Origin of the sequence: Vibrio sp. CJQ_6 (genome assembly GCF_043106745.1) — a bacterium.
Taxonomy (GTDB): domain Bacteria; phylum Pseudomonadota; class Gammaproteobacteria; order Enterobacterales; family Vibrionaceae; genus Vibrio; species Vibrio furnissii.
On record NZ_JBICMV010000028.1, the window covers coordinates 383,355 to 398,534 of the forward strand.

Here is a 15,180-nt window from a genome sequence, read left to right on the forward strand (position 1 = left end):
CGAGCGGCTTCAAGAAAGCTTTGTGTCTTGAAGGTGGGTTTGATGATGATTCGTCTTGTGCCAATCTTCCATGAATTTCAGGAAAGCACGCGCGGCGTTGGAGAGGTAATGACTGCTTTTCCAGCCGATGCCAAATTCAACTTTGATTGGCGGATTAAACGGCACGCACACCAAGGGTTCATTGTCGTGAATAATGCGTCGCAGGCAGGTGCTAATGCCAATGTCTTTTTTCAATAACGCTTTCACCAATTCAATCAGGTTGGTTTCATAGCGGATATCGGGCGTGATGTTGTTATTTCTGCAATAACGACTGATGGCTTCTCGCAGTAAATAACCATCCCGAAACAGGATCAGCGGCTGTTGACAAAATTGCTCCAGCGACACTTCGGAACGCTGCGCAAAGGGGTGACTTTTATTCACACAGGCGACGATTTCTTCCGGGCACAGCGCCACATAGCGAAGTTGTTCGAGAGGTTGGTCGGTTCGAACAAACGCCAGATCCAACGCACCCTCTAGCAGCATTTTTTCCAGTGTCGCCGTGCCATGTTCTTGAATATGGATGCGAATGTTGGGGTAGGTTTCCGTAAACGCTGCTAATGCTTCGGGGAAAAAGTAGGAGCCGAGCATCGCCGAGACCCCAAAGTCGATTTTGCCGCGTTCGAGCCCTTTGAGTTCGTCCATTTCAATTTCGGCTAAGGCGACATCTTCCAAAATGCGTCGCGCATGGAATAACAATCGCATGCCATCGGATGTGAGCTGAATCTGGCGATTGGTGCGGTTAATCAGTTTCAGGCCAATCTCTTTTTCTAACTTTTGCATGCTGACGCTCAGCGCCGATTGGGCAATGTTGAGCTGATCGGCGGTTTTGGTGAAATTGCCATTGGCCGCGAGCGCAACGAAGTATTGAAGGCGTTTCAGTTCCATAATTATATTTTTCGATGAGTAGGGCTATTTCAATCTAATTTATAGATACATCGTTGCAATTCAAACGCGATGGGGGATTTCATGCGCTTAAATGCTCAAGATCAGTGGAGGCTCACAGTTTATGGGCATCGCTCAAATGTCTTCGGACCCGCATCGAGTCGTTTTACATGCAGCATTTATCACCGGCTCGAATGGTGGATTTTAAATATATGATTTTTCATATATATGGCTTTCCATATATTTTGAACGGCGTTAAAGTAGGGCCATGATTGCGATGGCTGTGAACGTCTTTTGGCATGGTTTCACCGCCAACATCAAGGGGTTTGGAGGATAAAATGGGATTGTTTGAACGGTATCTCACCGTGTGGGTTGGGCTCGCCATTTTGGGCGGGATTGGATTGGGCAGCGTGGCGCCACAAGCGTTTGCGACCCTTGCCAGTGTGGAATGGGCGCACGTGAACATTGTGATGGCGGTGCTGATTTGGTTGATGATTTTTCCGATGATGGTGCAGATTGATTTCTCATCTTTAAAGGATGTGGGCAAGAAACCCAAAGGTTTGGTGCTGACGCTGGTCATCAACTGGCTGATCAAACCGTTCACCATGGCGTTTTTAGGGTGGTTGTTCTTCAAAGGGCTGTTTGCTGATTGGGTCGACCCGCAAACCGCCAGCGAATACATCGCGGGGATGATTCTATTGGGCGTCGCGCCGTGTACGGCGATGGTGTTTGTGTGGAGTCAACTGACCAAAGGTGATGCGAATTACACCTTGGTGCAGGTGTCCATTAACGACATTATCATGATTTTTGCGTTCGCGCCGATCGCGGGGTTCTTGCTGGGCGTCACGGACATCACCGTGCCATGGAATACTTTGCTGTTGTCGGTGGTGCTGTATGTCTTGATCCCGCTGGTGGCTGGGGCGATTGTGCGTCGTCAACTCGAAAAAGGCGGCGATCACACTCGCTTGAATCAGTTCCTTGCCACCATGAAACCGTGGTCGATTGTTGGCTTGTTGGCCACAGTGGTGCTGCTGTTTGGTTTGCAGGCGCCGACGATTTTGGCGCGTCCGGAAGCCATTGTGCTGATTGCCATTCCGCTGCTGATCCAAACCTACGCTATTTTTGCGATTGCGTATTGGGCGGCCAAACGCATGAAGCTGCCTCACAATGTGGCGGCGCCTGCCTGCATGATTGGCACCTCGAATTTCTTTGAATTAGCGGTGGCTGTGGCGGTATCGCTATTTGGCTTGCATTCGGGAGCCGCGCTGGCGACGGTAGTTGGTGTGTTGGTGGAAGTGCCGGTGATGCTCTCACTGGTGTGGTTTGTGAACCGCACGCGCGGCTGGTTTGATGTTGCGGCGTAGTCAGAATGGCGGGTAATAAAAAAGGCACGTCACTCGATGATTCGAAGTGCGCGTGCCTTTTCAGTTGGCTTCCAGCGTATCGCTTAGCGTCGTGTCTGCATTGCCAGTTCAACGGCGCGTAGCTGTGCCAGCGCTTTGGTCAGTTCAATCTGCGCTTGCGCGAAGCTGATATCATCACCGTGGTGACGAATATTCTCTTCTGCGGCTTTGCGTGCTGATTCAGCACGTGCGCGGTCGATGTCTTTCCCGTGCAATGCGGTATCGGCCAGAACGGTCACGGCATCCGGTTGGACTTCCACCAAACCACCGGAGACATAAATAATCTCTTCTGGTTTGTGCAAGTCACCGACAATACGTGCCACGCCCGGTTTGATCTTACTGATCAGCGGAGAGTGGCCCGGACGAATGCCGAGCTCACCGTCAGCACCGGCGATGGCCAGGCCATGGGCTGGGCCAGAGTACAACGTGCCTTCGGCACTCACTACGTTCAGTTGAAACGTGTTTTGTGTAACAGCTATCGCCATGTTGCCTCCTGCCAATTAAACTGTTTTGGCTTTTTCAAGTACTTGTTCGATCGTGCCGCAGTACAAGAATGCTTGCTCTGGGATATCGTCGTACTGGCCATCCAGTAACGCTTTGAAACCAGTAATGGTGTCTTTTAGCGGTACAAACACGCCGGATTGACCGGTAAACACTTCCGCCACGTGGTAAGGCTGAGTGAGGAAACGTTCTACTTTACGTGCACGAGACACCAGACGTTTGTCTTCTTCAGACAGCTCATCCATACCTAGAATCGCGATGATGTCTTTTAGCTCTTTGTAGCGTTGCAGCGTCATCTGCACGCGTTGAGCCACATCGTAGTGCTCTTGGCCCACAATTTGTGGATCCAACTGACGTGAGGTGGAATCCAATGGGTCAATCGCTGGGTACAGACCAAGTGCTGCGATGTTACGTGACAGTACAACGGTCGCATCCAAGTGCGCGAAGGTGGTGGCAGGTGATGGGTCGGTCAAGTCATCCGCAGGAACGTATACCGCTTGGATAGACGTGATCGAACCGCTCTTGGTTGAGGTGATGCGTTCTTGCAGCACGCCCATCTCTTCCGCCAAGGTGGGTTGGTAACCTACTGCAGAAGGCATACGACCTAGCAGCGCTGATACTTCGGTACCCGCCAAGGTGTAACGGTAGATGTTATCGACGAACAGCAGCACGTCACGGCCTTCATCACGGAAACGTTCCGCAATGGTCAAACCGGTCAGCGCCACACGCAGACGGTTGCCCGGTGGCTCGTTCATTTGGCCGTACACCATGGCCACTTTGTCCAGAACGCCAGCTTCTTTCATTTCGTAGTAGAAGTCGTTCCCTTCACGGGTTCGTTCACCCACACCAGTAAACACAGACAAACCAGAGTGCGCTTTGGCGATGTTGTTGATGAGTTCCATCATGTTGACGGTTTTACCCACACCTGCACCACCGAACAGACCGATTTTACCGCCTTTAGAGAACGGGCAGATCAAGTCGATGACTTTGATGCCGGTTTCCAGCAGGGCAGTGCTGTTGGCTTGTTCTTCGTAGCTTGGTGCAGCGCGGTGAATGCCGTATTTTGTTTCTTCACCAATCGGACCACATTCGTCGATTGGGTCACCCAGCACGTTCATGATACGGCCAAGTGTTTTTTCGCCAACAGGCACGGTGATTGGGCCGCCAGTGGTTTCACACTGAATGCCACGTTTCAAGCCGTCTGATGAACCCATGGCGATACAACGTACGATACCGCCGCCCATTTGTTGCTGAACTTCCAGTACCAGTGACGAGTTGCCGCCAACCACTTTCAGCGCGTCGTAGACTTTCGGGCCTTGATTCTGCTCGAACTCCACATCAACAACCGCGCCAATCACTTTGACGATTTTGCCAATACTCATAATAAAAACCTCAAATTTCTCTCTAAACCGCCTGGGCGCCTGCAACAATTTCGCTCAGCTCTTGGGTAATCGCAGCTTGACGCGCTTTGTTGTACACCAGTTGCAGGTTCTCAATCAGTTGGCCCGCGTTATCTGTCGCAGCTTTCATGGCCACCATACGCGCGGCCTGTTCACAGGCGATAGTCTCAACCACACCCTGATACACCAGCGATTCCACGTAACGGTGAATCAAATGGTCAAGGATGTCTCGAGGTGATTGTTCGTAGATGTAATCCCAACGACTGTGTTTATCGCGCTCAATGTCCTCTTTCGGAAATGGCAGCAGTTGCAGTACGTTTGGTTTTTGCACCATGGTGTTCACAAACTGGTTGAACACCATATACAAACGATCGATTTTGCCTTCGGAGTAGTGCTCCATCATGGCGTTCACGGTACCCAGCATATCTTCCAGTTTTGGCTTGTCGCCCAGACCGGAAGTCTGTGCGATGGATTTACCCATCGATTGGAAAAAGCCAATGGCTTTTGAACCGATCAAGGTGGTATCCACTTCCACGCCTTTGGCGCGCCAATCCTGCATCTCAGTCAGCACCTGTTTGAACAGGTTGGAGTTCAAACCGCCGCACAAGCCGCGGTCTGAAGAGATGATGATGTACGCCACACGTTTGATTTCCCGCTCTTGCAGGAACGGATGGCTGTACTCCAGCGTGCCGGATGATACGTGGCCGATCACTTTGCGCATGTTGATGGCATAAGGACGCGATGCTTCCATGTTGTCCTGTACCTTGCGCATTTTACTCGCGGCCACCATCTGCATCGCGCTGGTGATCTTCTGGGTATTCTGAACACTGGCAATCTTGGTGCGGATCTCTTTCGTATTTGCCATAAAGGCCTCCTACTGAGTGATGCAATACCCTTATTGCAGTGCCATGAACGCTTCCATCAGCGCAAACAACTGACTTTCAATCTCGTTGTTGTAGTCACCGGTTGTATTGATGGTTTGCAGTAGTTCAGCCGCATTCGAGCGAGCGTAAGACAGCAAATCGTCTTCAAACTTAGCGATGTCATGTAGCGCGATGTTGGTCAGGAAACCTTTCTCTGCTGAGAAAATCACTACGGCTTGCTCTGCCACACTCATCGGTGAGTACTGTTTCTGCTTCATCAGCTCAGTCACTTTTTCACCGTGGTCAAGTTGACGACGTGTGGTTTCATCCAAGTCGGAAGAGAATTGAGCAAACGCGGCCAGTTCACGGTACTGCGCCAGTGCGGTACGAATACCACCAGACAGTTTTTTGATGACTTTAGTTTGCGCTGCACCACCCACACGAGATACCGAGATACCTGGGTCAACCGCTGGGCGTAGGCCGGAGTTGAACAGTTGGGTTTGCAGGAAGATCTGACCATCCGTAATCGAAATGACGTTGGTTGGTACGAACGCTGACACGTCACCCGCTTGGGTTTCGATGATTGGCAGCGCAGTCAATGAACCGGTTTTGCCTTTCACTTCACCGTTTGTTGCACGTTCTACGTATGCTTCGTTCACGCGTGCTGCACGTTCGAGCAGACGAGAGTGGAGGTAGAACACGTCGCCCGGGAATGCTTCACGGCCTGGTGGGCGTTTCAGCAGCAGGGAGATTTGACGGTAAGCGACCGCTTGTTTAGACAAGTCATCGTAAACGATCAGTGCATCTTCACCACGGTCACGGAAGTATTCGCCCATGGTACAACCGGCGTAAGGTGCCAGGTATTGCAGCGCCGCCGCTTCAGAAGCAGAAGCCACCACGATGATGGTGTTGTCTAACGCGTTGTGCTCGTCAAGTTTACGAACCACGTTGGCAATGGTGGAGGCTTTTTGGCCAATCGCCACGTAGATACATTTCACGCCCAGAGATTTCTGGTTGATGATGGCGTCAATGGCCATCGCGGTTTTACCTGTTTGGCGGTCACCGATGATCAGTTCGCGCTGACCACGGCCGATTGGCACCATGGAGTCCACGGCTTTGTAGCCCGTTTGAATCGGTTGGTCGACCGATTTACGGTCAATAACACCCGGTGCAATCACTTCAACAGGTTCCATGCGATCGAATGTGACCGCACCTTTACCATCGATGGGTTGACCCAGTGTGTTCACCACGCGACCCAGCAGGCCGTTACCCACAGGCACTTCCAGAATGCGGCCGGTGCCTTTGACTTTCATGCCTTCGCATAGGTCCGCATAGGGGCCCATGACCACCGCGCCAACTGAGTGACGTTCAAGGTTAAGCGCCAGTGCAAAGCGGTTATCTGGCAGTTCCAGCATTTCACCTTGCATCACGTCAGACAGGCCGTGAATGGTGATGATACCGTCGCTGACAGAGACAATAGAACCTTCGTTACGTGCTTCGCTTTCTAGATCGAAGTTGACGATACGCTGTCTGATTAATTCACTGATTTCGTTTGAATTTAATTGCATTTCTTTACCCCATTACACATGTAGGTTGGTCGAGAGGCGGCCGATATTTGAGATGACGCTGCCATCAAACACGGTTTGGCCGGCTTTAATCACCACACCACCTACCAGGGATGGATCCAGTTGTTGTTCCAGCGTGATGGTTTTACCAAATCGCTGTGTTAATGCTTGAGTCAGCTGTAGCGCTTGCTCATCATCCAACGGCTCGGCCGTACACACTGTCACATTCATGGTTTGTTGGAGTTCCGCCACATAATCACGGAACTGGCTCAGGACTTCGCTCATCGCTTTGAGCCGATGATTCTCTGCCATCACTTTCAGAAAGTTTTGAAAGTATTGGCTCATAAACTCACCGCCCACTTGCAGCATCATCTCCAGCAGCGGCTGTTCAGAGCTGTCATCATCCATCTCATTGAGGATCAGGATGGTGTTGGGTTGAGTCAGAATCATCTCGGCGATGGACAGCATTTGCTGCCATTCGTCCAGCGCGTCGGTTTCTTTGGCGAAATCAAACGCGGCTTTGGCGTAAGGTTGAGCGACGACAGTTAAGTCAGACATGCGTCCTCCTACATTTCACTGATGAATCGGTTCACAAGATCGCGATTCGCAGTGCTGTCGAGATTACGGCTAATCAGCTTGCTGGCACTTTCGATCACCAAGTCAGCCATTTCCGCTTTCAGTTCCTGACGCAGACGGTTACGTTCGTTGTCGATTTCCGCCTTGCCCTCCGCAATGATGCGGTCTTTTTCTTGTCTGGCGAGTTCCACCGCTTCAGCGACCAATTGGTCCTGACGCTGCTGACCTTGCGCGATGATGGCCTGCGCTTTTTCGCGCGCTTCGGCAATCACTGTGGCGCCGTTGGCTTTCGCCAGCTCAAGTTCTTTTGCGGCTTTGTCTTTCTGAGCCAGACCTTCAGCAATTTCGGCGCGGCGCTCATCCAGTAGTTTGACGAGTGGTGGCCATACGTATTTCATGCAGAGCCACGCGAAAATCACGAACGAAATCGCTTGGCCGAGCATAGTGGCATTGATATTCATAGCACCCTCACATTCATAACGTGTTTTTGACGATTAATTTCGAATTACGCTACGGCGAAGATGATGTATAGACCGATACCGACACCAATCATTGGTACCGCATCCACAAGACCCATCATGATGAAGAACTGGGTACGAAGCATTGGGGTCAAGTCAGGTTGACGCGCGACACCTTCCAGATATTTACCTGCCAGGTTACCGATACCTGCGGCTGCACCCGCGGCACCCAAACCAATCAATAGTGCACCGGCTACATAGAGAACTGCGCTAACGATATCCATAACAACTCCTAGAATTGAATCAACAAGTTAAAATTAAATAAATTAAGAAATAAATTAGTGGTTTTCTTCAACAGCCATCGCCAAATAAACAACGGTCAAAACCATGAATATGAAGGCCTGAAGAACGACGATTAAAATATGGAATAATGCCCATGGAACACTCAGTGCCCATTGCATCCACCATGGCATCAATGCAATCAGAATAAATATCATTTCCCCTGCGTACATGTTGCCGAATAATCGCAAACCTAGTGAGATAGGTTTTGAAATTAACGTTACCAGTTCTAACACAAAGTTAACTGGATATAACAAAGGATGAGAAAAAGGTTGCGTAGTTAACTCTTTAATAAACCCTTTCAGACCTTTGTTTTTTAACGTATAGAAGATCACTAAAACGAATACACCCAAAGCCATCGACATCGTAATATTTACGTCGGCTGACGGTAGGTCTCTAAAGTGACTAATTCCCATCATTCGTGTGACTGCTGGAACTAAATCGACAGGTAATAAATCGATCGCATTCATCAGCAGAACCCAAACAAATATCGTCAGAGCGAGAGGACCAATCAACTTGTCTTTGGCCAGAAAAATCTCACTCACCATGTTGTCCACGAATTCAAAGATTAATTCGATTAAACATTGGAAACGACCCGGTACTTCTTTAGTTCCTTTGCTAACCGCAAAGCGGAACGCCAGAATGAAGGCGAGACCCATCACCCAAACCACGATCATGGAATCGATATTGATGCCCGACCAACCCTCGCCAGAGGTAAGAAAGGTCAGGTGGTGCTCAATGTAATCATGAGCAGATTGAACCTTCTCCATCTATGCTTTCCTTTCGGCCTTGTCTTTGAACATCGGTGTGAAAAAATGCCCAAGCATCGTGACACAGAACGCCAGCAAGACCACAATGTTGCGTAGAGCCATGAATCGAAAGGTCAATACAAACATCAGGATGGTGTATATCACTTTGATATTGCGGCTTAAGTTCATTAAGTCGCGCAAACTCTCCGTAGGTTTGAACTTCGATTTAATGGATGCCAGTAACATTCCGATCAAGGACGGGACCACCGCGATCACGACACCCACAAACGCAGATTCTGCGCTTAATGTGCCGTATCGCACGTACTCAAATCCGATGAATAACAACCCTAGGGCTGCTTGAGCACACAGTATCCGCTTGCCTGCCACCATAATGGCATTGCTGGTAATACTTGCTTCCATAAACCACCTTGTTAATTAAAATTACACTTCAAATTGATAATTAAAATTCACAAAAACCGTTATTTTGTTGAATTTAAAATATTCCGATAATTAAAATTCACAGATTTAAATTGCCGATGATAAATATAATTCACAGAATAATGGTAACCCGAGAAAACAACCTTCTCGTGAGTCCGAAAAAATATACACCCATCATTCGAAAGGTTTGAAGCCTAATAAGCTGAAAATTATCATTTCATTTTTGACGGTTATATTTATTTGTTTTTCAGAAATTTTGGGGATAGATTAAAAAGCAAGTTTGTATCGCAACACAAACATAGCTCTTCACAAGGACGCGACCCCATCGGCTCGAGTTATTATGTGTTGGCAATATGAACCCAAATAAAAGCTAATTTTTTGATTTACCAGAATCCCACTCTAGACCCGTTGTCTAGAGTGGTTTTTTTTATTTGATTTTTATTAAATAGGTGATTATTTAAACGTAATAAAAATTAACCCCGTGTTTTTATTCACGAGGTTATTCATATTTTTGGATTATTTTAGATTTTTTACCAGCAACTAATTGCTTAATATCAGTCGTGCATGATGCGGCTGAATTGGGCGGTTATTGTGGCCCATGTGGGTGGTCAGCATTTCCTCTTGCTGAGCCGACAAAACTTGCGGCTGTTTCAGCACCAACCAACGAACCCCTTCAGTGCATGGCGGCGTAGTTAACGAGCCATTAAATCGATAATAATCAGCTACTTGTGGCAATAAATCGCCCACTGAGAATGTCGTACTTAGCGGCTGTGATTGACCCTGTTTCGGCAATGTCGCCGTCAGTTGATTCAGTGCCGTATTCGCTTCACCCACTTCAAACATCACCGCCAACACTGCCAAGTTGCCTTGTGCGTCCGCATTCACAAAATGTGCTTCCATTGGGTATTGATGCGTGTTGATGAGGTTTTCAGACGGCGTGTGGAAATGGAACTGCTGTAACGTGAACGTTTTGCCATCCACGGTCAGCGTGTTATCGCCGCTGACACTGGCCTGCAAGGTGTGCCCATTGTTGGTTAACGCAGTGACCGTACCGGCATAATGCACCGTTAAAGGGGCCAGTTTGGCGCTAACCGTTTGCTTGATATCGATGGGGCTTTGGTTGACCCCTGCAGCGCACACGGACGACACGTTCCCCCAATGCGCCGGGCCATGTTCGCCCTCATATCCCCACTCTGATGCATGCGCATTGACCGCGCACAGTGCGCTCACGGCCATCGCCAAACCTAATGTTTTCATGATACCTCCTTTTATGTGATTGAATTGCCTCGGGTGATTGCGTGATCCCGTGGGCAAACGCTGCATAGTAATGCCCCTTTTTATGCAGGGCGTATGCTGAAACATTAGATTGAGGCGTGAAATTGGAAGGGTGTTCTCAAAGCTTCAAAGATGGGCTGATTTTGGCAGGTTAACGGCAGTTTTTTTTATGAATTCTTATTATTTATCAGTGAGATAAATATAAATAAACCTCAAGTTATCGGTTGGCGCGCGTGATGTGCTCATTTTTCGGTGTTCGTTTGCTGCGCGCCAAGTCGGTCCACGTGATTAAAAGTGGTAACGGATGCCGGCGTAACCGGTGCTTAATGTGACGTCAAAGTCTTCGACATCGACTTGTGCCGCGCGATAACCCACGTGCAGATCCACATGTTCGTTCAATAACACGCCAAATTCAGCGCCGTATTGGAACGCAGCTTCTGATTTTGAGGCTGAAACACCGTACTGCGTGGCGGTTGCATCCAGATCGATGGTACCCAAACCGGCAATGAGCGCGACGTACAGATCGGCGTGATCATATGAAACGATGAATTTTGGACGCACATTGATGAAAAATGCATCGCCTTCCACGTCAAGTTGGTCGGCAAAATTCACTTCACCGAAATGGCGGTACTCAAGTTCGACCCCCAATTTCACCACTTTGTGGGTGTTAAATTCATAACCAGCGAGCAGGTTATAGCCAAAATCACCGAAATCCCCGGTTTCGTTGGTCGACAAACTGCCATATTCGATCTCTGCATTGTTGTATACGCCCAGCCCAGCGCCGACGTAAATGGTGCCGTTGGATTTTTCTTTCGTGCGCGGAGTGTCCTCGGTCTGAGCGATGGCGGCAGAGCTGATGCTCAGCATCGCCAGAGCAGACGCGAACCATGGATTGAAGTGCATAGTTTCCTCTGAATAGATTGTGTTTTGGGTGACGACGATGGCGTCATCTATGAAGTGGCGTAACGATAGCATAGCTCTTTGTTGAGTATGCAATTGATTGTTATAAGAATGACTAAGGCAACAGATGGGGTGAACGTCCACGTGGCGTTACAGTGCGTTGTTTTGTAAATAGTGCGTTGTTTTGTAAATGATGTGTGATGGCGATGAGGCAAACAGGTGCAATGCCTCATCGCGGGGAGGTGGTTTAGCGCGTTATTGGAGGGGGCACATGCCGCTTTCACTGGCCAGCAACAACGTCAGTTCGGCGGCAGAGATCGCGACGCAGCCTGAGGTGTTCTGACCACACCACAGCGGTGAGAAATCGTCACGGCCGTGAGGTTCGGCCAATGCACGCAGCGCCGACATCTCGGCTGAAGCATAAGGAAACTGCGGTGCCAGTGCAGATAGATAGCCCAAGTCGCGCATGGCTCGGTTGACAATGCCACGTGCTGGTCGTCCGGAAAACAGATTGGTTAAGGCGGTGTGCTCAGCGCGAGGTGTGGCAATCGCTTGGCGATGGAGTGGGGACGTCTTGGCTTCACTGCACAGCAGATAGGCTGTGCCCAGTTGCACCGCTTCAGCGCCCAGTGTCAGCGCTGCTTTGATCCCTCGGCCATCGGCAATGCCCCCAGACGCGATGACCGGAATCCGCACGTTGTGGGCAATTTGTGGCACCAACGCCATGGTGCCAAGTTGGGTGGTGACGTCATCGGTTAAAAACATACCGCGATGGCCGCCCGCTTCAATACCTTGCGCGATAATGGCATCCGCGCCATGTGCTTCTAGCCACAACGCCTCTTGCAATGTGGTGGCCGAAGACAACACTGCACAGCCCCACGATTTTACGCGCGTCACTAATTCAGGGCTTGGCAGCCCAAAGTGAAAGCTGATCACGCGAGGGTGGTACGGCTCAATGGCATCGGCGATGTCATGGCTAAACGGTAAACGGCTCGCGCCGCCGCTGTGATGTTCGGGCGCGCTGCCGAGTTCGTCAAAGTAGGGACGTAGCGTCTCGCGCCACACGCCCTGTTGCTCGGCATCGTGTGGCGGCATGGTATGGCAGAAAAAGTTGAGGTTGAACGCTGTGTCGGTTGCCGCTTGCATCGTCTTGATTTCGCTCTCGATTTTATCAGCGCTCAGCATGCCGCAAGGCAGCGATCCCAAGCCACCGGCGTCACACACCGCGATGGCTAACGTGCTATCTTGCACGCCTGCCATCGGGGCTTGAATGATCGGAAACTCGGACCCTAACAACTCAGTGATCTTTCCTTTATACATCGTGCTTCCTTGATGAGATCGTTAAACGGCAATAGTCAGTCGGGGAAGGCATCAGCGGTCGCTAACGGCGATTTTCCCTGCCAAACCAATTAACAGCACTCCCGAGACACCTTCCAACGTGCGTGAATAACGACTGGCTTTCGGGCTGCTCAGTAACCAGCTTCCGGCCGTGGCGTATAACACATTGCACAGCGTCGCCAGCAGGCTAAACACTAGGCCGAACGTGAACAATTGTAGGCTGGCCGAGCCGGCCGCAAGGTCGATAAACTGAGGTAGGAAAGATAAAAAGAACAGCGCCACTTTTGGGTTCAGCACGCTGACAATCATGCCTTGCATGAAGATGTTCTGTGGTGCTTGGCTGTGTGTGTCGACGTTGAGCTGGCTGCCGCCTTTCCACATCGCGAGGAGCGATTTTACGCCAAGGTAGATCAAATAAGCAGCGCCGAGCCATTTCACGACACTAAATGCCAGCGCAGAGCTTAAGATCAATGCCGACAATCCCAAACAGGCTGCCAGTGTGTGCACCACATAACCGACCCCGAGGCCGAGCGCCGCTTTCATCCCTGCGGCCATCTTGCCTTTCATGGTATTGGATACGATATAAATCACATCGGGCCCGGGGATCAAATTAATCGACAGACAGGCGATCGTGAATAGTAGTAACGTGTGGTGTTCCATTCCTAAGCTCCATGTGGTTTGACACCGATTAACGTTGCGTGATGACTGGAAATGAGTCAAATAGATTGTGATTTAGGCGATTGAAACTTTGATAGCAACGACAACATGGTGCATAAAATGCGATGCATTGCAGCGCAAAGATCAACGGCTTGCGCACATGGTTTGGTGTTCGCGGCTGAGAGATGGCTTTGAAGTGCGCTTTCTACCCCAAGGCACGATTTACAATGTAAAACCTACTTGAAAGCGCAGCATTTCGGCACTGCGCTGTTTTGCTTTCTGACGCATGGTATCGGCGCCGCTGCTTTCAGCGCCTAAAATAGGATGGTTCACCCCATAGATTGTGGTAAAGTCCGCGCCTGCGTTTTCCCGTATTTTTATTGTTTCTATTGCCTCTTCAACCCAAAGCACAAGGTGTCGCTAATGCCATTTTCTACTCTCTCATTGAGTTCTGAGCTGATTCACGCACTGCCAAAAGACGTCAAGCAGCCGACCGATATTCAAGCGCTAGCGATTCCAGAGTTATTAGCTGGCAAAGATGTGTTGGCACTGGCGAATACTGGCAGCGGCAAAACGCTCGCTTATGCTTTGCCGTTGTTAGACAAACTCCACGCCAATCCTCAGCAAAAAGCGCTGATTCTTGTGCCAACGCGTGAGCTGGCAATCCAAGTGAGTGAAGCGATCAACCAAGTTGGTCAAGCGCTTGAACTCAACGCCGTGTGTTTGTGTGGCGGCGTTGATAAAGCGCAGCAGCAGCAGGCGCTCGCGACAAATCCTCATATTTTTGTCGCGACGACCGGTCGTTTGGTTGATCTGGTGACTCACGGTTTGGATTTGAGCCATATTCATACCCTCGTATTGGATGAAGCGGACCGTTTGCTAGACATGGGCTTTTGGCCGGATGTACAAAACATCGCGATGCAAACCGCCAATCAGCGCCAAACGGCAATGTTCTCCGCGACCTTCTCTGATGCGTTGAAGGAAAAAGCGAAGCAGTTGATGCACGCACCCAAACAGGTGGCCGCGCATCAAGAAAATAGCACCAATCAAGACATCACTGAAACGCTGTTTTTAGTCAATAAAGGTAGTAAAACCAAAGCGTTGATTGAACTTATCCAACAAAATGCTTGGACGCGAGTGTTGGTCTTTATCGGTGCGAAAGAGAACGCCGATGGCTTAGCGAAAAAGCTCAATAAAGCGGGGGTGTCGACCACTGCGCTGCATGGGAATAAGAGTCAAGATGAGCGAGAAGAAGCGCTGGCTCAATTTAAATCCGGTCAGGTCAACGTATTGATCGCCACGGATCTCTTAGCGCGTGGCATTCACATTGAACAGCTGCCGGTTGTGATCAACTTTGAACTGCCCATGCATGCTGAAACATACGTTCACCGAGTGGGGCGTACCGCCCGCGCAGGCGAGCAAGGTGTGGCGATGTCGTTGGTTTGTCATGGTGAAATGGACGCACTGAACGCGATTCGTCATCTCACTCAACGTGCATTACCCGTGCAAGATTTAGCAGGTTTTCCTGTGACGGACAAACCGTCAACGGGTGAGAGCAAACGTGCGCCACGTGATAAAAAGGCCAACCGCCGCACCAACAATAAGAGCAGCATTAAACAGTTTCAGGGGAAGGTGAAACGCCCAGCGCCGAAAAGCAAATAAACGAACCGCCACGCTGCTATGCTTCTACACCTCGAGCTACCATGCTTCTCCACCTCGAAGTGAGCCGCGTGGCTCTGTTTTATCTGGCGTTTGTTGGGTTTGCTTGGCTTACGCGTGATTACTGACTCGGTGGCG

Annotated in this window: 17 protein-coding genes; 2 read left to right on the plus strand and 15 right to left on the minus strand. The window is 50.0% G+C overall.

Annotation, left to right across the window (positions count from 1 at the left end; translation table 11 throughout):
- Positions 1-9: 9 nt before the first annotated feature.
- Positions 10-924, minus strand: coding sequence for a LysR family transcriptional regulator (locus ACF8PK_RS16580; protein WP_004727731.1), 915 nt, complete (start codon positions 922-924; stop codon positions 10-12).
- A gap of 335 nt (positions 925-1,259) precedes the next feature.
- On the opposite strand from ACF8PK_RS16580, the gene arsB reads away from it, so the two are divergent.
- The gene (gene arsB / locus ACF8PK_RS16585) at positions 1,260-2,285 is read left to right on the plus strand and encodes an ACR3 family arsenite efflux transporter (protein ID WP_055465041.1); all 1,026 of its coding nucleotides are present in this window, start codon (positions 1,260-1,262) and stop codon (positions 2,283-2,285) included.
- Positions 2,286-2,368: 83 nt separating this feature from the next.
- Here the strand turns inward: arsB and ACF8PK_RS16590 are convergent, their stop codons facing one another.
- The 14 genes from ACF8PK_RS16590 to ACF8PK_RS16655 form a co-directional block, all read right to left on the minus strand.
- Positions 2,369-2,809: a F0F1 ATP synthase subunit epsilon gene (locus ACF8PK_RS16590; protein WP_004727733.1), complete on the minus strand. Its 441-nt coding sequence runs from the start codon at positions 2,807-2,809 to the stop codon at positions 2,369-2,371.
- A gap of 15 nt (positions 2,810-2,824) precedes the next feature.
- Positions 2,825-4,207, minus strand: a complete 1,383-nt coding sequence (atpD, locus tag ACF8PK_RS16595; protein ID WP_004727734.1) for a F0F1 ATP synthase subunit beta — start codon at positions 4,205-4,207, stop codon at positions 2,825-2,827.
- A gap of 22 nt (positions 4,208-4,229) precedes the next feature.
- Positions 4,230-5,090, minus strand: a complete 861-nt coding sequence (gene atpG, locus ACF8PK_RS16600; protein ID WP_004727735.1) for a F0F1 ATP synthase subunit gamma — start codon at positions 5,088-5,090, stop codon at positions 4,230-4,232.
- 30 nt (positions 5,091-5,120) lie between these two features.
- Positions 5,121-6,656 (minus strand): F0F1 ATP synthase subunit alpha, encoded by a 1,536-nt coding sequence (atpA, locus tag ACF8PK_RS16605; RefSeq protein ID WP_004727736.1) that lies wholly within the window; start codon positions 6,654-6,656, stop codon positions 5,121-5,123.
- A gap of 12 nt (positions 6,657-6,668) precedes the next feature.
- Positions 6,669-7,211: a F0F1 ATP synthase subunit delta gene (locus ACF8PK_RS16610; RefSeq protein WP_004727737.1), complete on the minus strand. Its 543-nt coding sequence runs from the start codon at positions 7,209-7,211 to the stop codon at positions 6,669-6,671.
- An 8-nt stretch (positions 7,212-7,219) separates the two neighbouring features.
- On the minus strand, positions 7,220-7,690 hold the full coding sequence (locus ACF8PK_RS16615) for a F0F1 ATP synthase subunit B (protein ID WP_038151913.1): 471 nt from the start codon (positions 7,688-7,690) through the stop codon (positions 7,220-7,222).
- Between the two features lie 44 nt (positions 7,691-7,734).
- A complete protein-coding gene (gene atpE / locus ACF8PK_RS16620; protein ID WP_004727739.1) occupies positions 7,735-7,971 on the minus strand; it encodes a F0F1 ATP synthase subunit C in 237 nt (78 codons plus the stop codon).
- Positions 7,972-8,025: 54 nt separating this feature from the next.
- A complete protein-coding gene (gene atpB, locus ACF8PK_RS16625; RefSeq protein WP_014258092.1) occupies positions 8,026-8,796 on the minus strand; it encodes a F0F1 ATP synthase subunit A in 771 nt (256 codons plus the stop codon).
- Positions 8,797-9,195 carry a hypothetical protein gene (locus ACF8PK_RS16630; protein ID WP_004727741.1) on the minus strand — a complete coding sequence of 133 codons (399 nt, stop codon included), beginning with the start codon at positions 9,193-9,195 and terminating at the stop codon, positions 8,797-8,799.
- 558 nt (positions 9,196-9,753) lie between these two features.
- Positions 9,754-10,470, minus strand: a complete 717-nt coding sequence (locus ACF8PK_RS16635) for a carbonic anhydrase (protein ID WP_392442497.1) — start codon at positions 10,468-10,470, stop codon at positions 9,754-9,756.
- 306 nt (positions 10,471-10,776) lie between these two features.
- Positions 10,777-11,391, minus strand: coding sequence for an outer membrane beta-barrel protein (locus ACF8PK_RS16640; RefSeq protein WP_143679496.1), 615 nt, complete (start codon positions 11,389-11,391; stop codon positions 10,777-10,779).
- 252 nt (positions 11,392-11,643) lie between these two features.
- Positions 11,644-12,708, minus strand: a complete 1,065-nt coding sequence (locus ACF8PK_RS16645) for an NAD(P)H-dependent flavin oxidoreductase (RefSeq protein ID WP_392442500.1) — start codon at positions 12,706-12,708, stop codon at positions 11,644-11,646.
- 51 nt (positions 12,709-12,759) lie between these two features.
- Positions 12,760-13,386, minus strand: a complete 627-nt coding sequence (locus ACF8PK_RS16650; protein ID WP_014258096.1) for a LysE family translocator — start codon at positions 13,384-13,386, stop codon at positions 12,760-12,762.
- 219 nt (positions 13,387-13,605) lie between these two features.
- Positions 13,606-13,794 (minus strand): hypothetical protein, encoded by a 189-nt coding sequence (locus tag ACF8PK_RS16655; RefSeq protein ID WP_222732016.1) that lies wholly within the window; start codon positions 13,792-13,794, stop codon positions 13,606-13,608.
- A 12-nt stretch (positions 13,795-13,806) separates the two neighbouring features.
- Here ACF8PK_RS16655 and ACF8PK_RS16660 point away from each other — a divergent pair, with 12 nt between their 5' ends.
- Positions 13,807-15,045, plus strand: a complete 1,239-nt coding sequence (locus ACF8PK_RS16660; protein ID WP_392442503.1) for a DEAD/DEAH box helicase — start codon at positions 13,807-13,809, stop codon at positions 15,043-15,045.
- Positions 15,046-15,180: the final 135 nt, after the last annotated feature.